18 protein-coding genes and 1 tRNA gene are annotated in these 18,210 nt (G+C 66.2%); 9 read left to right on the forward strand and 10 right to left on the reverse strand.

Annotated features, from left to right (window positions below; all coding sequences use genetic code 11):
* Positions 1 to 14: 14 nt before the first annotated feature.
* Genes ftsX through prfB form a run of 3 tightly spaced genes read right to left on the reverse strand, consistent with a single transcriptional unit; the run spans position 15 to position 3,279 of the window.
* Positions 15 to 920, reverse strand: a complete 906-nt coding sequence (ftsX, locus tag G3T36_RS13080; protein ID WP_163290174.1) for a permease-like cell division protein FtsX — start codon at positions 918 to 920, stop codon at positions 15 to 17.
* Positions 917 to 2,107, reverse strand: coding sequence for a cell division ATP-binding protein FtsE (gene ftsE / locus G3T36_RS13085; RefSeq protein ID WP_163290175.1), 1,191 nt, complete (start codon positions 2,105 to 2,107; stop codon positions 917 to 919). Before ftsE ends, ftsX begins: the two co-directional genes overlap by 4 nt.
* 59 nt (positions 2,108 to 2,166) lie before the next feature.
* Positions 2,167 to 3,279 carry a peptide chain release factor 2 gene (gene prfB / locus G3T36_RS13090; protein WP_163290176.1) on the reverse strand — a complete coding sequence of 371 codons (1,113 nt, stop codon included), beginning with the start codon at positions 3,277 to 3,279 and terminating at the stop codon, positions 2,167 to 2,169.
* 76 nt (positions 3,280 to 3,355) lie between these two features.
* On the opposite strand from prfB, the gene G3T36_RS13095 reads away from it, so the two are divergent.
* From G3T36_RS13095 to G3T36_RS13110, 4 genes are all read left to right on the forward strand, one after another.
* Positions 3,356 to 4,627, forward strand: coding sequence for an MFS transporter (locus tag G3T36_RS13095; RefSeq protein ID WP_163290177.1), 1,272 nt, complete (start codon positions 3,356 to 3,358; stop codon positions 4,625 to 4,627).
* Between the two features lie 97 nt (positions 4,628 to 4,724).
* A complete protein-coding gene (locus G3T36_RS13100) occupies positions 4,725 to 5,759 on the forward strand; it encodes an LLM class flavin-dependent oxidoreductase (protein WP_193571094.1) in 1,035 nt (344 codons plus the stop codon).
* A gap of 23 nt (positions 5,760 to 5,782) precedes the next feature.
* A tRNA-Leu gene (locus tag G3T36_RS13105) sits at positions 5,783 to 5,864 on the forward strand.
* Between the two features lie 326 nt (positions 5,865 to 6,190).
* Entirely contained in the window at positions 6,191 to 6,934 is a 744-nt protein-coding gene (locus tag G3T36_RS13110) for a DedA family protein (RefSeq protein WP_163290178.1), read from the forward strand.
* A gap of 21 nt (positions 6,935 to 6,955) precedes the next feature.
* On the opposite strand, the gene G3T36_RS13115 is transcribed toward G3T36_RS13110, so the two are convergent.
* The 4 genes from G3T36_RS13115 to murI all read right to left on the reverse strand — a co-directional run bounded on the left by G3T36_RS13115 (position 6,956) and on the right by murI (position 10,122).
* Complete coding sequence (locus tag G3T36_RS13115) at positions 6,956 to 7,861, reverse strand: cation diffusion facilitator family transporter (protein WP_163290179.1); 906 nt, start codon at positions 7,859 to 7,861, stop codon at positions 6,956 to 6,958.
* A 71-nt stretch (positions 7,862 to 7,932) separates the two neighbouring features.
* Entirely contained in the window at positions 7,933 to 8,532 is a 600-nt protein-coding gene (gene rdgB / locus G3T36_RS13120; protein ID WP_163290180.1) for an RdgB/HAM1 family non-canonical purine NTP pyrophosphatase, read from the reverse strand.
* Positions 8,529 to 9,269 carry a ribonuclease PH gene (rph, locus tag G3T36_RS13125; protein WP_163290181.1) on the reverse strand — a complete coding sequence of 247 codons (741 nt, stop codon included), beginning with the start codon at positions 9,267 to 9,269 and terminating at the stop codon, positions 8,529 to 8,531. The genes rdgB and rph overlap by 4 nt, the downstream gene beginning before the upstream one ends.
* 4 nt (positions 9,270 to 9,273) lie before the next feature.
* Entirely contained in the window at positions 9,274 to 10,122 is an 849-nt protein-coding gene (gene murI / locus G3T36_RS13130; protein ID WP_163290182.1) for a glutamate racemase, read from the reverse strand.
* A 44-nt stretch (positions 10,123 to 10,166) separates the two neighbouring features.
* Here murI and G3T36_RS13135 point away from each other — a divergent pair, with 44 nt between their 5' ends.
* Complete coding sequence (locus G3T36_RS13135; RefSeq protein ID WP_163290183.1) at positions 10,167 to 11,477, forward strand: nicotinate phosphoribosyltransferase; 1,311 nt, start codon at positions 10,167 to 10,169, stop codon at positions 11,475 to 11,477.
* 11 nt (positions 11,478 to 11,488) lie between these two features.
* Here the strand turns inward: G3T36_RS13135 and G3T36_RS13140 are convergent, their stop codons facing one another.
* The 3 genes from G3T36_RS13140 to G3T36_RS20175 are packed head-to-tail and all read right to left on the reverse strand — an operon-like array spanning position 11,489 to position 15,109.
* Positions 11,489 to 11,773, reverse strand: a complete 285-nt coding sequence (locus tag G3T36_RS13140; RefSeq protein ID WP_163290184.1) for a DUF3039 domain-containing protein — start codon at positions 11,771 to 11,773, stop codon at positions 11,489 to 11,491.
* A gap of 25 nt (positions 11,774 to 11,798) precedes the next feature.
* Positions 11,799 to 13,376 carry a hypothetical protein gene (locus tag G3T36_RS13145; RefSeq protein WP_338031575.1) on the reverse strand — a complete coding sequence of 526 codons (1,578 nt, stop codon included), beginning with the start codon at positions 13,374 to 13,376 and terminating at the stop codon, positions 11,799 to 11,801.
* Positions 13,352 to 15,109, reverse strand: coding sequence for an ATP-binding cassette domain-containing protein (locus G3T36_RS20175; RefSeq protein WP_338031576.1), 1,758 nt, complete (start codon positions 15,107 to 15,109; stop codon positions 13,352 to 13,354). Before G3T36_RS20175 ends, G3T36_RS13145 begins: the two co-directional genes overlap by 25 nt.
* A gap of 297 nt (positions 15,110 to 15,406) precedes the next feature.
* On the opposite strand from G3T36_RS20175, the gene G3T36_RS13155 reads away from it, so the two are divergent.
* The 4 genes from G3T36_RS13155 to G3T36_RS13170 all read left to right on the forward strand — a co-directional run bounded on the left by G3T36_RS13155 (position 15,407) and on the right by G3T36_RS13170 (position 18,207).
* Positions 15,407 to 16,099, forward strand: a complete 693-nt coding sequence (locus G3T36_RS13155) for a phosphocholine cytidylyltransferase family protein (protein WP_163290185.1) — start codon at positions 15,407 to 15,409, stop codon at positions 16,097 to 16,099.
* A 52-nt stretch (positions 16,100 to 16,151) separates the two neighbouring features.
* Positions 16,152 to 17,030 carry an ABC transporter permease gene (locus tag G3T36_RS13160; protein WP_193571217.1) on the forward strand — a complete coding sequence of 293 codons (879 nt, stop codon included), beginning with the start codon at positions 16,152 to 16,154 and terminating at the stop codon, positions 17,028 to 17,030.
* Entirely contained in the window at positions 17,030 to 17,767 is a 738-nt protein-coding gene (locus G3T36_RS13165; protein WP_163290186.1) for an ABC transporter ATP-binding protein, read from the forward strand. Before G3T36_RS13160 ends, G3T36_RS13165 begins: the two co-directional genes overlap by 1 nt.
* Positions 17,768 to 17,892: 125 nt before the next feature.
* Positions 17,893 to 18,207, forward strand: a complete 315-nt coding sequence (locus tag G3T36_RS13170) for a hypothetical protein (RefSeq protein ID WP_193571096.1) — start codon at positions 17,893 to 17,895, stop codon at positions 18,205 to 18,207.
* The last annotated feature ends 3 nt before the right edge of the window (positions 18,208 to 18,210 follow it).

Raw genomic sequence — 18,210 nt, forward strand, 5'->3', positions numbered from 1 at the left:
ACAGTCTATCGCGTCTAAACCTTGAGGTAACGACTGATGGCGAAGTTCGCCGAGATCGCGGCGAGCACGATACCGACGAGGAGCAGTATCGGTACCACCACCAGCGCGTCGTTCTCACTCACGAAGTTGATCGAGACGATGCGATTGGCGAGGTAGCCCCGCACGAAGAAGTGCACGATCGCGAAGACCGCTCCTGCCGCGAGCACCGACCCGATGAGAGCGGCGAACACGCCTTCGAGCACGAACGGAGTCTGGATGAACCGGTTCGACGCTCCCACCAGCCGCATGATGCCGAGTTCCCTCCGTCTCGAGAAGGCGGAGAGGCGGATGGTCGTGGCTATGAGGAGCGCCGCAGCGACCAGCATGAGCACGGCGATTCCGATCGCTGTGTAACTGGCGGCGCTGAGGATGGAGAAGATCTGGTCGAGGTAGCTGCGCTGGTCGACGACGCTCTGCACTCCGGCCAGCGATGACAGCGTCTCGGTCAGCACGTCGGACTGCGACGGGTTCTTCAGGTTCACCCAGAACGTCTGCGGAATCAGGTCCGGGGTGACGAAGTCGGCGACCGGGTTGCCTTTGAACTGCTGCTTGAACTGCTCGTAGCCCTGTTTGTGGTCCTGGAAGTAGAACTTCTGGATGTACGGGGTGAGCGTCGCCGACTGGAGCTGGGTCTTGACTGCTGCGATCTGCTCCGCCGACGCCTCACCGCCCGGGCACGCGTCGGTGGCGGTGCACATGTAGACCGCGACCTGCGCTCGGTCGTACCAGTAGGTCTTCATCTGGCCGATCTGCATCTGCAGCAGAACGGCCGTTCCCACGAAGGTGAGCGAGATGAACGTCACCAGGATGACGGAGACGACCATCGACATGTTGCGCCTGAGACCGCTGACGACCTCAGACCAGATGAGTCCGAATCTCATTTCGTCGGCCCTACGTTCTGTTCGCCCGGGTCCTCGTCGCGGCCCGGCGCGCGAAGCCCGAGCTTCTCGGCGAGGCTGAGCTGCTCGGGGAGCTCGTGATCGGTCAGTCGCGGACGGATCACCGGCTGGGTCGGGGGTGCCGCGAAGTGTGCGCTCAGCCGGGTCTGTCCGGTGTCGGACGGGGCGGATGCTGGCACCGGCTCGTATTGCGGGTCCGGCTGGGGCTGCTCGAACGGCGGCTCCGGCTCGACCTGCTCGTACTGAGGCACGGGCGTGGATTGCGGCGCGGGCTCGTGCCGCAGCGCCGGCTCGTGCTGCGGCGCGGGCTCGTACTGCGGTGCCGGCTCGGCGGCCTGCGCGTGCTGCGGGGCGGAGGGTGCGCGCGTGAGAGGCGGCACGGGCCCGGTCGCCTGGTGGAGCGGCAGACGGGTCGGCGCGGTGTCGCGCGTGACCGTGTCGGCAGGCTCGTCGGCCACCGCGATGTGCGCTGTCGGGATCGCGGCTGTGAAGCCGTAGCCACCGTGACGCTCGTCGCGCACGATCTGGCCGTTTACCAGTTCGATCACACGGCGCTTCATCTGGTCGACGATTCCGGCCTCGTGGGTCGCCATGAGCACGGTCGTCCCGCCGGCGTTGATCCGTTCGAGAACGGCCATGATGCCCGCGCTCGTCGCCGGGTCGAGGTTTCCGGTCGGCTCGTCCGCCAGGAGCACCTGCGGCTTGTTCACCACGGCGCGCGCGATGGCGACACGCTGCTGCTCACCTCCGGACAGCTCGTGCGGGCGCCGCGCGGCCTTGCCGTCGAGGCCGACCATCTTGAGCACATCCGGCACGGCCTCCTGGATGAAGCCGCGGGACTTGCCGATGACCTGCAGCGTGAAGGCGACGTTCTCGAACACCGTCTTGTTGGGCAGCAGCCGGAAGTCCTGGAAGACGACACCGATGTTGCGCCGGAAGTACGGGACTTTGCGGCTCGAGATCGTCCCCAGGTCCTGTCCCAGGACGTGGATCTTGCCTTTCGACGGTTTCTCCTCTTTGAGGATCAGCCGGAGGCAGCTCGACTTGCCCGAGCCGGAAGCACCGACGAGGAAGACGAACTCTCCGCGCAGCACTTCGAGGTTGATGGCATTGAGCGCAGGGCGCGTTGTGCCCGAGTACTGCTTGGATACGTGATCGAACCGAATCATGACCCCTTGAGCCTAAGCAGACCTCGCTGCAAATGCAGCAGCGACACTCAAAAGGTTTGTCAGTCGATGTGAGCCATGGAGCGCCATCGAATACCCGCAGCGATGAATCCGTCGAGGTCGCCATCGAACACGTTCGACGGGTTGTTGACCTCGAATTCGGTGCGCAGGTCTTTGACCATCTGGTACGGCGCGAGCACGTAGCTGCGCATCTGGTCGCCCCAGCTCGCGGTGATGACACCCGCGAGCTCCTTCTTCGTCGCCGCCTCCTGCTCACGCTGGAGCAGGAGCAACCGGGACTGGAGCACGCGCATCGCCGCAGCGCGGTTCTGGATCTGGCTCTTCTCGTTCTGGCAGCTGACGACGATGCCGGTCGGGAGGTGCGTGATCCGAACGGCCGAGTCGGTCGTGTTCACGGACTGGCCGCCGGGGCCCGACGAACGGAACACGTCGACGCGGATGTCGTTGTCGGGGATCTCTATCGACTCGGTCTGCTCGATCAGGGGAACGACTTCGACGGCGGCGAAGCTCGTCTGCCGCTTTCCCGCGGAGTTGAATGGGCTCATGCGCACGAGGCGGTGCGTGCCCGCCTCGACCGACAGGGTGCCGAAGGCATACGGCGCGTCGACCTCGAAAGTCGCGGACTTGATGCCCGCCTCTTCGGCGTAGCTGGTGTCGAGAACGGTCGTCGGGTAGTTGTGGTGTTCGGCCCACCGCAGGTACATCCTCAGCAGCATCTCCGCGAAGTCGGCAGCATCGACTCCCCCGGCTCCAGCACGGATGGTGACCACGGCCGCGCGAGGATCGTACTCGCCGCTCAGCAGGGTCTGCACTTCGAGTTCACCGAGCGTCTTCTGCAGCGACTCGAGTTCGGCCCGCGCTTCGTTCGCGGACTCTTCGTCGCCCTCGCCGTCCGTTGCAAGCTCGACCAGGACCTCCAGGTCGTCGAGGCGCCGCTCGATGCTGGTGATGCGCGCGAGCTCGGTCTGGCGGTGGCTCAGAGCACTGGTGATCTTCTGTGCACGCTCGGTGTCGTCCCACAGGTCGGGCACACCCGCTTCTGCGCTGAGGCGGGCGATCTCCTCGGTGAGCCTGTCGACATCGACGACGGCCCGGATGTCACCGAAGGTGGAGCGCAGCTCGGCGATCTGCTGCGTGAGATCAAGTTCAATCATGGCCATCCCAGCCTACCGTTCTGAGTTCATGCCCCGTCCCGGACCACCACCTGAGGTCGTTGTAGTGTGATAATCAATGACTTCCGAAGAGCGCGCCTTCAGTTTCCGTTCGGTCGCGCTGGCCGCTTTTCTCCCGACTCTGCTCTTCTCCGTGGGCGAGGGCGCGATCATTCCGATCATCCCCATCGCCGCCAACAATCTAGGAGCGAGCCTCGCCCTGGCTGGCTTCATCGCGTCGATGATCATGGTGGGCGAACTCGTCGGCGACATTCCGAGCGGATGGGTCGTCAGCCGCTTCGGCGAGCGCACATCGATGATCTGGGCGGCTGTTCTCGCGATCGCCGGTGTGATCGTGTGTCTCGTCGCCCCCAACCCGCTCGTCCTGACGATCGGGATCTTCGTCGTCGGTCTCGCGACGGCGGTCTTCGCACTGGCGCGCCACGCCTTCATGACGTCGTATGTACCGGTGCGATACCGGGCGCGGGCGCTGTCGACTTTGGGCGGCATCTTCCGGGCCGGATGGTTCGTGGGACCGCTGATCGCGTCGGTCGTCATCCAGGTGACCGGCAGCACCCAGTCCGTCTTCTGGATCTTCATCGTGAGCTGCCTGGGCTCCGTGATCGTCCTGATCGCCCTCCCCGACCCCGAGAAGATGTTCGGTGCGCCCCCGACGGAGGTCGGCTCCGACGGGGTCAGACGCAGCGAAGGCGAAGAGGAGGCGGCGGAGCGCACCCAGGGGTTGTTCCGCACCATCTGGTCCTATCGCGGCGTTCTTGCCCGGATGGGCACCGGAGTCGCACTGATCGGCGCACTCCGTTCGGCGCGCACCGTCCTCATGCCGCTGTGGGCGGTCAGTATCGGGATCAGCGAGAGCAACACAGCTCTCATCATCGGGATCGCGGGCGCGATCGACTTCGCCCTGTTCTATTCGAGCGGCCAGATCATGGACCGCTTCGGCAGGATGTGGAGTGCGATCCCCTCGATGACCGGTCTCGGTCTCGGATTCATCGTTCTCGCATTCACCCACGATCTCCCGACGAATGTGGGCTGGTACATCGCGGTGTCGATGTTCCTTTCCGTGGCGAACGGTGTCGGCAGCGGCATCATCATGACCCTGGGCGCCGACCTCGCCCCAAAGGAGCAGCCCGCACCGTTCCTCGGAGCGTGGCGGTTCTCCGGCGATGCGGGATCCGCGATCGCACCGCTCGTCGTGTCGCTCCTGACGGCCGTGGTCTCGATCGCGTTCGCGAGCGGAGTGCTGGGGATCGTGGGCGTGGCCGGAGCCGTGATGCTCTCGCGGTTCATCCCCCGTTACGTGCCGCGGCGCCCACGCGCGACTCCCGAATAGCCCACGCGCGACTCCCGAATAGTCTGGGCTGGAATAGGCGCGCAGGTGCGCCGGTTGTGATGCATGCAAACGCATACACAGAGACGGGATCGCGATCATGGCCACACTCGAACTCGGCATCGACACCTTCGGCGACGTCACCGAGGATGCCGACGGACGACCACTCAGCTACGGGCAGGTCCTGCGCAATGTGGTCGAGGAGGGGGTGCTCGCCGACCAGGTCGGGCTCGACTTCATCGGCATCGGAGAGCACCACCGCAAGGATTTCGCCGTCTCCGCTCCCGAGATCGTCCTCGGCGCCATCGCAGGGCGCACCACGAACATCCACCTCGGCACCGCCGTCACCGTGCTCAGTTCGGACGACCCCGTGCGCGTCTTCGAACGATTCGCGACACTCGACGGCGTCTCCGGCGGGCGCGCGGAAGTGATCCTGGGCCGCGGGTCGTTCATCGAATCCTTCCCGCTGTTCGGCTTCGACCTGACCCAGTACGAGGAACTGTTCGAAGAGAAGCTCAACCTCTTCGCCGAGCTCCTGAAGGAGGAACCCGTCACGTGGACGGGCGGACTGCGGGCATCCCTCGAGAACCAGAGCGTCTACCCCAAACTCGACAACGGCCCGCTGAAGACCTGGGTCGGCGTCGGCGGCAGCCCTGAGTCGGTCGTTCGTGCGGCGCACTACGGCCTCCCCCTCATGCTCGCCATCATCGGAGGCGGGCCGATGCGGTTCCAGCCGCTCACTGAGTTGTACAGGCGCGCGCTCGAACAGTTCGGCAAGGATACGGACCTGCCGATCGGGGTGCACTCCCCCGGATTCATCGCCGAGACCGACGAAGAGGCCAAGGAGATCCTCTGGCCGCACTACGAGACGATGACCAACCGGATCGGACGGGAGCGCGGCTGGCCGCCGGCGACACGAGCGCGCTTCGAACACGAGGCCGGCGAGGACGGCGCGCTGGTCGTCGGCTCCCCCGAGACGGTCGCCCGCAAGATCGCGTACGCGGCCAAGGGACTCGGCCTGTCGCGATTCGACCTGAAGATCAGCAACGGCACCCTCGGCCACGACCACCTGATGAAGGCGATCGAGCTGTACGGCACGCAGGTGAGGCCTCTCGTCGAGGACCAACTCGCCTGACACGGTAACCTGTTACCGCGCCAGCGGGAGTGGTGAAATTGGCAGACACGCAGGATTTAGGTTCCTGTGCTTTCGAGCGTGAGGGTTCAAGTCCCTTCTCCCGCACTTTCCAGACTCCGAGGGTTCACGTCCCTTCTCCCGCACTTACAGACCTGGACGGGCGACGCGCTCACCGCGGTGTTCGTAAAACAGGAGTTTGAGCGGCGGATGCGGCCGCATGGCGCACAATCGCGACAAAACCCCTGGTCGGATGCCCGTCCACGGCATCACGGCGCCCAGACTTCCTGAATTACGAACAATGGGCGGCCATCGGGGGCTCAATGAGACCTCAGGATGATCTTTCGGGTGGCGCATAGCGTTCGCATCGATTCCGCAGGCGGCCGCAGCTAAACTCTGAGCATTCCTTCGACCCGAGAATCACCTGGAGAATTGTGATCCATCACGCCGCACTCATTCCGTGGCTCGACCCGAACGTGATCATCCACTCGGCCGGACCGTGGGCACTCCTGGTGGTGTGCGGGATCATCTTCGCTGAGACGGGACTGCTCGTCGGGTTCCTGCTCCCCGGCGACACCCTGCTGGTCATCTCCGGTCTCCTCACCCACACGTCTTTCGTGTTCGGTCTCGACATCTGGTGGGTCGGGCTCGCCATCGCCGTCGGAGCATTCCTGGGCGGTGAGGTCGGCTATCTGATCGGCCACAAGTTCGGGCCGAGCGTCTTCGAACGCAAAGAGACCGGACTGTTCAGCATGGAGAACGTGCGGCGCACGAACAAGTTCTTCGAGCGCTTCGGCGCACTGGCGGTCATCCTCGCCCGCTTCGTCCCGATCGTGCGCACCTTCGCGCCGGTCGCCGCCGGCGTCGGCCACATGAACTACAAGAAGTACTCGCTGTACAACGCGATCGGCGCGCTCATCTGGGGCGCCGGCCTCACGTACTTCGGATTCGTACTGGGCTACATCCCGCCGGTCGCCGACTTCGTGCAGAAGTACATCGACCTCATCCTGCTGGGCGCGGTCGTCGTCACCCTGGTGCCGACGCTGTACCACTACATCCAGTCGACGCGGAAGGCCAGGAAGGCGGCCATCGCACGCGGCGCCGAAGCAGCGCTGCCGACGGACGCCGAGGTCGCGCTCGACCCGAGCGTGTTCCAGCGGAAGCCCTCCGAACTCTGACCCGTAACGAACTCTGACCCGTCACCGGTGCAGTTCGTCCTCGTGGGCGGCGTGCTCGGCCGGCTCCAGCTGGAAGGTCGAGTGCTCGACGTCGAAGTGTTTCGACAAGCATCCCGACAACTCATCCAGGAGTGCGCCGGTCGAACCCGACCGGAACACCTGCGCCTCCACGACGACATGCGCAGTGAATACCGGCGCACCGGAGGTGATGGCCCAGACGTGCACATCGTGCACATCCACGACGCCCGCCGTCCCGAGGATGTGTTCGCGGATCTGCGCGACATCGGTGTCCGCTGGAGCCGACTCGCTGAGCACGCGCACGACGTCTCTGAGCAGCACGAACGCACGCGGAAGGATCATCGCGGCGATCGCCAGCGACGCGATGGCGTCCGCCGCGACGAACCCGGTCAGCATGATCACGATCGCAGCGACGATGACCAGGAACGACCCGACCAGGTCTCCGAAGACCTCGAGGTAGGCTCCGCGCATGTTGATCGAGTGGCCTGCTCCCGGTCGCAGGACTAGGAGTGCCACGGCGTTCGCGACGAGACCGATGACGGCGACGACCAGCATCGGCGTGCTCTGAACGTCGGGCTGCCCCGCCTCGACAAGGCGGGTGATCGCGCCGACCGTCACGAAGACGGCGACGACGACGAGGATCAGACCGTTGATCAGCGCGCCGAAGACTTCCGCCCGCTGGTAGCCGAAGGTCTGCCGATCGGTTGGCGGGCGGGCCGCGACGATGGTCGCCATGAGCGCGATGATCAGTCCGGTGACGTCGCTGAGCATGTGCCCGGCGTCGGCCAGCAGGGCAAGCGAGCCGCTGATCCATGCCCCGACGGCCTCGACGACCAGCACGCATCCCACGATCCCGATCGCGATCAGGAGCCGGTTGCGGTTGGCCGCGTGGCCGTGGTTATGAGTCATCGTGATTCAACGGTAGGCGTGCCGCGCACGGCTCGCCAGTCGCGCGGCGCAGTTGGGAATGAGTGCCGTTCTCAACGTCGGTTCGCGAGAGCGCGTACGGCGGGAACCAGCTTCTCGAACGCCCTCGCGCGGTGACTTTCGGCGTTCTTCACGGCCGGGTCGAGCTCTGCGGCGGTGACGTCGTGCCCGTCAGGCACGAAGATCGGATCGTATCCGAACCCGTGCTCGCCGCTCTCGGCTGTGGCGAGCTCACCCGGCCACACGCCCTCGACGACCGTCTCCTCACCCGAAGGCAGGACGAGCGCGATCGTCGCTGTGAAGTGGGCACGGCGTTTGCCGTCGCCGAGATCGGACAGCTGGTCGAGCAGCAGTCTCCTGTTCGCCGCGGCATCGCCATGCCGGCCCGCCCAACGCGCCGAGAAGATGCCGGGCGCGCCACCCATCACGTCGACGCAGATGCCCGAATCGTCAGCGAGCGCAGGCAGGCCCGTGTGCGCCGCGGCGGCGCGCGCCTTGATGAGTGCGTTCTCTGCGAAGGTGACGCCGTCCTCGACCGGCTCCGCGCCGTCGTAGGCGACGATCTCGAGCTCGGGGGCGGATGCGCCCAGGATGTGCTGGAACTCCTCGACCTTGTGCGCGTTGTGGGTCGCGAGGACCAGGCGCACGGTCACCTCGCGGCCGCGATCGCCGCGGCCTGGATGCCGGCGAGCGTGGTGGTGCCCTGGAGTGCGAGATCGAGCAGCGAGTTCAGTTCGTTGCGGTCGAACGGTGCGCCTTCGGCCGTCCCCTGGACCTCGACGAAGAGTCCGCGTCCCGTGACGACCACGTTCATGTCGGTCTCGGCGCGGACATCTTCCACATACGCGAGGTCGAGCATCGGCGCACCGTCGATGATGCCGACGGAGACCGCGGAGACCGAGTCGATGAGAGGAGTGGCCTTCTGCGCGATGAAACGGTGCTCGCGGCCCCACTCGAGCGCGTCGGCCAGGGCGACGTAGGCACCGGTGATCGCGGCAGTGCGGGTTCCGCCGTCGGCCTGGAGCACGTCGCAGTCCAGCACGATCGTGTTCTCGCCCAGCGCCTTCATGTCGACGACGGCGCGCAGGCTCCGGCCGATCAGCCGGCTGATCTCGTGGGTGCGCCCGCCTATCCGCCCCTTGACCGACTCGCGGTCCATGCGGTCGTTCGTCGAGCGAGGAAGCATCGCGTATTCGGCGGTGACCCAGCCTTTGCCTTTGCCCGCCATCCACCGGGGGACGCCGTTGGTGAACGATGCGGTGCAGAGCACGCGTGTGTCGCCGAACGAGATGAGTGCGGATCCTTCTGCCTGGCGGCTCCACCCGCGTTCGACGGTGATCGGGCGCAGCTGGTCGGTGGTGCGCCCGTCGGCGCGGATGATTTCGTTCACCGGGTCAGACTATCTTCCCGTCGGAGTGCGCGGCGATCGCTCCGAGGTCGATGGTGCCGGTGCGCACCAGGTCGACGCTGGCGACCTCGGCCCCCATGAACCGATGCGCCAGCCGCATGAAATCGCCTGCATCGGCCCCGGTCGCTTCGTAGCGGATGCTCGGCGCGCCGGGCGCCGTCCGCTCCAGCCCCTGGCCGACGAGCACCCGGTAGACATCGTTCGCCGTCTCCGTGTCACTGGAGACCAAGGTCACGCCTTCGCCCATGACGTAGGAGATCGCACCTTTGAGGAACGGATAGTGGGTGCATCCGAGCACGAGAGTGTCGACCTGCGCGTCCCGCAGCGGCTGCAGGTATTCGGCCGTGACCGCAAGGAGTTCGGCGCCGCTGGTCACCCCCGCTTCGACGAATTCCACGAACCGCGGGCACGCCTGGCTGAAGAGTTCGAGGTCGGGCGCCGCGGCGAACGCATCCTCGTACGCGCGGGAATTAATGGTCCCGACGGTTCCGATCACGCCGACACGCCCCGTCTTCGTCGCGGCGACCGCTCGTCGAACGGCGGGCTGGATCACCTCGACGACCGGCACGTCGTACCGTTCCCGCGCGTCGCGCAACATGGCCGACGACGCCGTGTTGCAGGCGATCACGAGGAGTTTCACGCCCTGCTCGACGAGGAAGTCGAGGACCTCGAGCGAGTAGCGGCGCACATCGGCGATCGGCTTCGGCCCGTACGGCGAGTGGGCGGTGTCGCCGACGTAGAGGATCGACTCCCCCGGCAGCTGGTCGCGAACAGCACGTGCGACGGTGAGGCCGCCAACACCCGAGTCGAAGATTCCAATCGGCGCATCGGTCACAAGAAGCCAGCCTATAACTTCGGCCGGATCGCTAGGCTTGCCCCGTGTCCGGTTCATCCGCCCTCCTCACCGACCGTTATGAACTCACGATGCTGGATGCCGCGCTCCTCGCGGGAACCCACGATCGCGAGTGCGTGTTCGAGGCCTTCACCCGTCACCTCCCACCCGGTCGCCGGTATGGGATCGTCGGCGGCACCGGCCGCCTCATCGAGTTGATCGAGCAGTTCCGGTTCGGGGACGAAGAGCTCGAGTGGCTCCGGAGCGCCCACGTCGTGCGGGATGCGACGATCGACTGGCTCGCCGACTATCGCTTCTCGGGGTCGATCAGCGGCTACCGCGAAGGCGAGGTGTATTTTCCCGGGTCACCCTTCCTCGTCGTCGATGCGCCGTTCGCTGAAGGGGTGATCCTCGAGACGCTGATCCTCAGTGTGTTCAACTTCGACTCGGCGGTGGCCAGTGCGGCCGCACGGATGGTGACGGCAGCGGTCGGCCGGCCGATCGCCGAGATGGGTTCCCGGCGCGCGAACGAGCGCGGGGCTGTGGCGGCAGCGCGCGCCGCCTTCATCGCGGGCTTCAGTGCGACGTCGAACCTCGAGGCAGGGCGCACCTGGGGCGTGCCGACGATGGGTACGGCAGCCCATGCGTTCACCCTGCTCCACGACTCGGAGGAGGACGCCTTCCGCGCGCAGGTCGAAGCGCTCGGCGCAGGCACGACGCTCCTGGTCGACACGTTCGACGTCGAGCGCGCCATCGAGCGGGCGGTTCGTATCGCCGGCCCCGAACTCGGCGCGGTGCGGCTCGACTCCGGCGATCTGCCGTCATTGGTCCGCACGGTGCGCGCCCAGCTGGACTCCCTGGGCGCGACGAAGACGCGCATCACCGTCACGAACGACCTGGACGAGTTCACGATCGCAGCACTCGCCGCCTCTCCCGTCGATTCGTACGGAGTCGGCACCGCCGTCGTGACGGGTTCCGGTTTCCCGGCATCGGGAATGGTGTACAAGCTGGTGGCCCACCGTCCCCGGGGACACGTGGGCGACTGGATCCCGGTGGCCAAGAAGTCGGACGGCAAGGCGAGCGTGGGCGGGCGCAAACATCCGGTGCGCCGATTGGACGAGTCCGGCCGGGCGGTGGCGGAGGCCATCCACGTGATCGGAGAAGACGACGTCGTGAAGGATCGCGGGCGGGACCTGCTGGTCCCGCTGATCACCGACGGCGTCGCCGACCGACGGTACCTGGGCGCGGACGGGGTGCGCCTGGCTCGTGAGCACCGCGCTTCGGCCATGGCCGAACTCCCCGACCAGGCTTTCCGCCTGGGGCGTGGCGACCCCGTGCTCCCGACGATCTTCGTCTAGCGGATCGGCGCCTATCCGTCCTTCATCTGCTCGTAGATCTCTTTGCAGGTCGGGCAGATCGGGAACTTCTCCGGGTCGCGCCCAGGAGTCCACATCTTGCCGCAGAGCGCCTTGACCGGCTTGCCCGTCATCGCAGACTCGAGGATCTGTTCTTTCTTCACGTAATGCGCGAAGCGTTCGTGATCGCCCGGTTCGATGTTCTCGTGCTGGAGAAGCTCCTGGAGTTCGCGGTCGAGGGTCGTTGTTCCACCACCGTCGGGGATGCCGCCCGGTTCGGAGATGCTCGCGTCGTACATGGTTCCAGTGTAGGTCGGTCGGTGATCAGTCGTTCCGTGTCGCGAACGCCATCAGTTCGGGTCCGCGCCGGTCGAACACCCTGGCGCCCAGGTAGAGGCCGCCGAAGAGCACCCCGAAGCCGATCAGCACGGCCACGACCGGTGACACGGTGATCCAGAACGGCGCGACGAGGAGACCGAGTGCGAAGGTGGCGATGATGGGCGCCGCGAGCAGGATGATCGCGAAGAAGCTCAGCGACTGCACCAGCGCCGAGGACGCCCCGGAGGTCTGCGGCTGTGCGAAGGCGCTGTCGCCCGGCTTGGTCGCGGGATAGGGGAACATGGCCGACGCGAAGCTCGAGAGGCCGAGACCGATGAGCAGCAGGGCACCGCTGAGGGCGGCGACCGCCGGCAGGACCACCCAGTCGCCGAAGACGGCGGTCGTCACGATGGAACCGATCGCGATCAGCGGGATGCCGACCAGGATGACGGGGAACATCCGGCCGACCCGGTCGGCGATCCCTCGCGTGCCGGAGACGACGTGCAACCAGATGGCGGTGTTGTCGAAGGCGATGTCGTTGTGGATCGTCCACCCGAGGAACAGGCACATGATCGGCAGCGGAAGCAGGGCCGTGTAGTGCGCGGGGATGCCGGCGACGGTCAGCGCGACGACGATGAACACCGGGAAGATCGGGATCATCACGAAGGCGATCCAGTACCGCGCATCCCGGCCCCAGTAGGTGATCGAGCGGGCGGCGATGGCAGCGGTCGGTCCGCCGGGAAGCCGATCGAACCAGCCGAGCCCCGTGTACGCCTTCGCCTGCGCCTCGCGTTGGGGAGTCACGAGCATCTTGGCCACGAGTGCTGCCCACGCGAGCCAGAGGAGCCCGAGCGTCGCGGCAGCGATGAGCACCTGCAGCAATGCTGCCCCCCAGTCGCCTTGTGCGGCGGCACCCGGAGCCGACCACACCGCGCCGAGCGGGGTCCACGCGAGCCAGCCGGCGAACCCGTTGAGCACGCGGAGACCGTCGCGGCCCCAGTCCACGGTGAGCAGGAGGACGACCACGGGCGAGATCAGCACGATCACGAGAACACCCACGAGGCCACCGAACTCGCGTGACCGCCGGGTGGCGAGGAGGAAGGAGGCGACCGAGGTCGAGATCCGCGACGCCAGCACGCAGGTGGGCACCGCGAGCACCGCGCAGACGAGTGCGATGAACGCCGACCCCGGGTCGCGCGACCAGGTGATGACGGTCGTCAGCGAGCAGATCGCGAGCACCAGCGAGGGGATGCCGATGAGGGCGGCGAGCGCGAGTCCGGTCGCGAGCCTCCGGTTCGGGATGCCGAACAGCGAGAATTTTCGCGGGTCGAGGGTGTCGTCGACCCCGAACACCAGCGGGAGCAGCAGGAACCCGGCGACGACGACCGAACCGACGACGACCAGCACCGTGTGGACGACCGCGATGTCGGGCGAGAGCCGGGCGCCGACCAGCGCGAGGACGACGACGACCGTGATGATGGCCCCGTAGATGAGGCCGATCACGAGGCCGAAGACCTGCCAGGGGCTCCGTCGGAAGACGTTGCCCATCAGCCGGAGCTTCAGTCGGAGAAACTGTGCAACCACTCCATGCCTTCCGCCGCCTTGCGTCCTCCTGCGAGTTCGACGAAACGCTCCTCGAGGGTCTGCTCGCCGCGCACCTCGTCGACCGTTCCAGCGGCCAGCACACGGCCACGGACGATGATCGCGACGCTGTCGCAGACCCGCTGGATGAGGTCCATGCCGTGACTGGAGAGCACCACGGTTCCGCCGGCGGACACGTACCGTTGGAGGATGTCGATCACGTTGGCGGCCGACACGGGGTCGACGGATTCGAACGGCTCGTCGAGCACCAGGAGCCGGGGCGAATGGATCATCGCCGCAGCCAGGGCGATCTTCTTCGTCATGCCGGCCGAGTAATCCGCGACCAGTCGGTTGAGCGCATCCTCGATGCCCAGCGCCTTGGCGAGGTCGGCCGAACGCGAACGCACCACGTCGTTCTTGAGTCCCCGGAGGGTGCCGGCGTAGTAGAGCAGCTGCGCACCGGTGAGACGATCGAACAGCCGGAGCTTGTCGGGCAGCACACCGATCGTGCGCTTGGCCTTGACCGGGTCGGCCCACGCGTCGACACCATGGACGAGGATTCGCCCGGCGTCGGGGCGGAGAAGCCCCGTGACCATGGACAGCGTCGTGGTCTTGCCTGCGCCGTTCGGCCCGACGATGCCGTAGAACGAGCCGCGCCGAACATCGAGGGTCACTCCGTCGACCGCGATGGTGTCGCCGAAGTGCTTCACGAGGCCGGTCAGCGAGAGGACGATCGGGGCGGTCGCGGCGTCGGGGGCGACCGGCGTCTCGGTCGTCGCGGCCAGAACCGCTGACGAACCGGCCAGCTCGGCGAGAGGCGGCGCGATCGCGTCGATCTCCTCGGCCAGCGCCGCCTCATCGGAGACCCGCGCCTGGGGTTCCTCGATCGCGACGGGAAGGCTTTCGACCACCACGGCCTCTTCGATCACCGCCGTCGGCTCTTCAGCTGGGGATGTATCCACGACCAGCGCTTCATCCGCAACCGGAGTCACGTCCACGGTGGGAGCCGCTTCTACGACGGCCGGAGCCTCATCCACAACCGAAGTTTCCTCCAAAACCGATATTTCCTCAACTATCGGCGTCTCCTCGACGACGGGGGCCACCTCAACGACGACGGAGTCCTCCACCGGTGCAGGCGTCGACGAGACGGGCTTGGGCTCTGCGGGCTTCGGGGTCCGTGTTCGCGTAGCACCCGTCTTCGGCTGCGAGGTCGGGGGCGCGACGCGCGTTCGCGTGGCCGCCGGCTTGCGAGCCGGTGCCTTCGCGGCAGGCTTCTCAGCGGTCGGCGTCGCAGCCGGCGCATCCGAGGCATTCGCGTCGCCCGCGGTCGCAGCGACGGTGGTGGCGGTGCGTGTCGTCGAACGGGCGGCAGGCTTGCGGGTGCTGGCGGGCTTCCGCGCACGGATGCTCGCCGGTTGCGGCGCCGCGGCCTCCTCGGCCGGGAGCTCGATGGTGGCGATGGTCTCCGTGACCTTCGGCGCGGATTCGGCGACGACCGTCGACTCGACCGCGGCCTCATCCGATTCGTCCCGCTTGCGCTCGGCCGGAGTGCGCGTCGCGGGCCGCTTGGCGGCGGCCGTCGTGCGCTTCGCCGGACTCGCGGACGGACTCTTCGTAGCCGGCGATGATGCCCGGCCGGAACTCGTTCGCGGTGAGGGCGACCGCCGAGGGCTCGCCTTCTGTCCCGGCGTCTCGGAGGACTCGGTGCTGTCAGAAGGTGGGCGCTCGAAACTCACTCCGCTAACGTACCAAGACGCTCTCCGATCCGCGCGGCTTCGTGACGAAGTTCGGTAGTTCCACACGAAAACGCTGTGATTTCACCTAGGAAAGTCCTGTGAGGAATATCACGAGTCGGCAACGACCTGATCCACCCCTGCCCCTCGAAGGGGTGCGTCGGTAAACTGGCGACGGCATAAAGGGGTGTCGATACGCGTAAGTGCGGGTGAACGCCGTGTGAACGATCCTCTGGGGATGCGATTCGCGTGGCCGGAGCAGGCCAGACCAGGCGCTGCACTGAACACAAGGAGACGATTATGACCACGCAGGTAGTGATTCTTGCCGCCGGAATGGGCAGTCGGCTCGGCCGCACCCTTCCCAAGCCGCTCACCGAGCTGAGCGATGGCCGCACCATCATGCAGCAGCAGTTCGACAACATCCACCACGCCTTCGGCAAGGCCGCCAAGGTGACGATCGTCGTCGGCTACAAGCTCGAGCACATCATCGAGGCATTCCCCGACGCATCCTTCGTCTACAACGAGATGTACGACCAGACCAACACGTCGAAGAGCCTCATGCGTGCGCTCCAGGCGTCCAGCGCCGGCGGCGTCCTGTGGATGAACGGCGATGTCGTCTTCGATCCCGCTGTCCTCGACCGCGCAGCTGTGATGGTCGCACGCGATCAGACGTTCGTCACGGTCAACACGTCGTCTGTCGCAGACGAAGAGGTCAAGTACACGACGGGCGCCGAAGGCTACATCGAGGAGCTGTCGAAGACCGTGAAGAACGGCCTCGGCGAGGCTGTCGGCATCAACTACGTCTCGAGCGGCGACAAGGCGGCGCTGCTGCGCCAGCTCCAGCGCGTCGGCGACCAGGACTACTTCGAGCGCGGGATCGAACTCGCCATCGAGCAGGACCGCATGCTCGTCGAGCCCGTCGACATCTCCGACCTGTACGCGGTCGAGGTCGACTTCGCCGAGGACCTCGAGAGGGCGAATCTGTTCGTATAGTCGTATGGTCGCCGATGAGCGCTCCACCGTCGCGGTGAAGCCGACCAATACGATGGGTTTCGTGAGTACATACGCTGAAGTGCGCCCCGGGCAACGGACGCGTTCTGCTCGCTATCGTCACTCGCTGTGGCTGCTGACCAAGCGCGACCTGCGGGTGCGTTACTCGACGAGTGCGCTCGGCTATTTCTGGTCGATCCTCGATCCGCTGGTGATGAGCGCGATCTATTGGTTCGTGTTCACGCAGATCTTCAAGCGGTCCGTCGGCGAAGACCCGTACATCGTCTTCCTTCTCGCGGCACTCCTGCCGTGGATGTGGTTCAACGGCACGGTGTCGGACTGCACGCGCGCTTTCATCCGCGAGGCGAAACTCATCAGGTCGACCACGATCCCGCGAACGATCTGGGTCAATCGCCTCGTGCTGTCGAAGGGCATCGAGTTCCTCGCCTCCCTGCCGGTGATCGCTTTGTTCGCGATCATCAGCCATGCGACGATCAACTGGAACATCGTCTTCTTCCCGCTCGCCGTCCTCATCCAGGCCGTGCTGACGATCGGCGTCGGGCTGATCGTAGCCCCACTCGTGGTGTTCTTCCGCGACCTCGAGCGGGCGGTGAAGCTCTTCCTGCGCTTCCTCTTCTATGCGTCTCCGATCATCTACAGCGCGCGCGATCTTCCCGGCGGATGCGCACCGGGTGTTGCGGTGAAGCATTGCGCCACCGCGGTCGGGCAACAGGCCGACACCCTCTTCACCTGGCATTTCTGGGCTGCTTTCAACCCCCTCACCGGAATCTTCAGCCTGTACCGCTCGGCCTTCTTCCCCCAGGAGCTCGACTGGTTCCTCGTGGCAGTCGCCGCCGTCATGTCGCTGCTCCTGCTCGCACTCGGTTTCTTCGTCTTCAAACGCTGCGAACGCGCTGTGCTCAAGGAGATCTGATGACCTCACCGGTGATCCAGGCACGATCGATCGGCATCCGCTTCCGGCGCAATCGTGGTGGCCGCAGGCTCTTCAAGGACCTCTTCTCGCCGAGCAACCGGCGCAGCAAGCCCGGCGAGTTCTGGGCACTGCGCGACCTGAGCTTCGACGTTCAGCCCGGTGAGGCGATCGGCGTGGTCGGTCGCAACGGCCAGGGCAAGTCGACGCTCCTGAAACTCGTCGCCGGGGTCGTGCTACCCGATGAGGGCGATGTCGTCGTCGCCGAGGGCGTGGCCCCCCTGATCGAGATCACCGGAGGATTCGTCGACGACCTCACGGTCCGCGACAACGTCTACCTCACCGCGGGCCTTCACGGGATGACCAGGGCGCAGATCGACGACCGCTTCGACGACATCATCGCGTTCGCCGAGATCGAAGACTTCGTCGACACTCCCTACAAGCATCTGTCGAGCGGAATGAAGGTACGCATCGCGTTCTCGGTCATCTCCCGCCTCGAGGAGCCGATCATCCTCGTCGACGAAGTGCTGGCGGTCGGCGACCGCGGATTCAAGGAGAAGTGCTACGCACGCATCGAAGAACTGCTCGACGGCGGCCGCACCCTCTTCTTCGTGTCGCACAACGAGAAGGACCTTCGTCGGTTCTGTTCGCGCGGGCTCTACCTGGACAAGGGCAGACTGGTGCTCGACGGGCCGATCGACGACGTGCTCGCGTTGTACAACACCGACTACGGGGTCTGATTCTCGGCTCTCCTTCCGCGCTGACTCCTCCACAGGATGCGCATGCGGCGGCTCTGTACACAGAAATCGGCGCTGGCGACGGCCGGACCGCGGAGATGGTCGGATGCGGCGCTTAGCGTTGCCGCATGATCCGACGCAGAGCTCCACGCATCCTCCGACCGATCCAACGCCGTCCGGTGGCCTACCGCGTACCGTGGCAGGTCGAACGGGCGGATGCTCCGCATTACCGCATCCGGAATGCTGGCGACCACACTCTTCGCGGAGTCACGGTCAGCGTGTTCGGAACGTCACGGTTCAGGGTCGCGGCTCCCGCCGTCGTGCATCCGGGCGCGGCCGTCCACGCGACGGTCGACGGGCCGGATCCGGCTCGTGACACGATCCTGGTCGTCCGCTGGTTCGCACCTGACGGGGCCGAGTACCTGTGGCAGGTGAGCTTCTGATCC

The organism is Leifsonia tongyongensis, from assembly GCF_010686705.1.
In the GTDB taxonomy this organism is placed as follows: Bacteria; Actinomycetota; Actinomycetes; order Actinomycetales; family Microbacteriaceae; genus Diaminobutyricibacter; species Diaminobutyricibacter tongyongensis.

Excerpts from the sequence above, each read along its gene's own strand:
- G3T36_RS13095 (WP_163290177.1), top strand. The coding sequence starts at position 3,356 with ATGACTTCCGAAGAGCGCGCCTTCAGTTTCCGTTCGGTCGCGCTGGCC.
- G3T36_RS13170 (WP_193571096.1), top strand. The coding sequence starts at position 17,893 with ATGATCCGACGCAGAGCTCCACGCATCCTCCGACCGATCCAACGCCGT.
- G3T36_RS13160 (WP_193571217.1), top strand. The coding sequence starts at position 16,152 with ATGGGTTTCGTGAGTACATACGCTGAAGTGCGCCCCGGGCAACGGACG.
- G3T36_RS13155 (WP_163290185.1), top strand. The coding sequence starts at position 15,407 with ATGACCACGCAGGTAGTGATTCTTGCCGCCGGAATGGGCAGTCGGCTC.
- ftsE (WP_163290175.1), bottom strand. The coding sequence starts at position 2,107 with ATGATTCGGTTCGATCACGTATCCAAGCAGTACTCGGGCACAACGCGC.
- G3T36_RS13165 (WP_163290186.1), top strand. The coding sequence starts at position 17,030 with ATGACCTCACCGGTGATCCAGGCACGATCGATCGGCATCCGCTTCCGG.
- G3T36_RS13115 (WP_163290179.1), bottom strand. The coding sequence starts at position 7,861 with ATGACTCATAACCACGGCCACGCGGCCAACCGCAACCGGCTCCTGATC.
- G3T36_RS13140 (WP_163290184.1), bottom strand. The coding sequence starts at position 11,773 with ATGTACGACGCGAGCATCTCCGAACCGGGCGGCATCCCCGACGGTGGT.
- G3T36_RS13100 (WP_193571094.1), top strand. The coding sequence starts at position 4,725 with ATGGCCACACTCGAACTCGGCATCGACACCTTCGGCGACGTCACCGAG.
- prfB (WP_163290176.1), bottom strand. The coding sequence starts at position 3,279 with ATGATTGAACTTGATCTCACGCAGCAGATCGCCGAGCTGCGCTCCACC.
- ftsX (WP_163290174.1), bottom strand. The coding sequence starts at position 920 with ATGAGATTCGGACTCATCTGGTCTGAGGTCGTCAGCGGTCTCAGGCGC.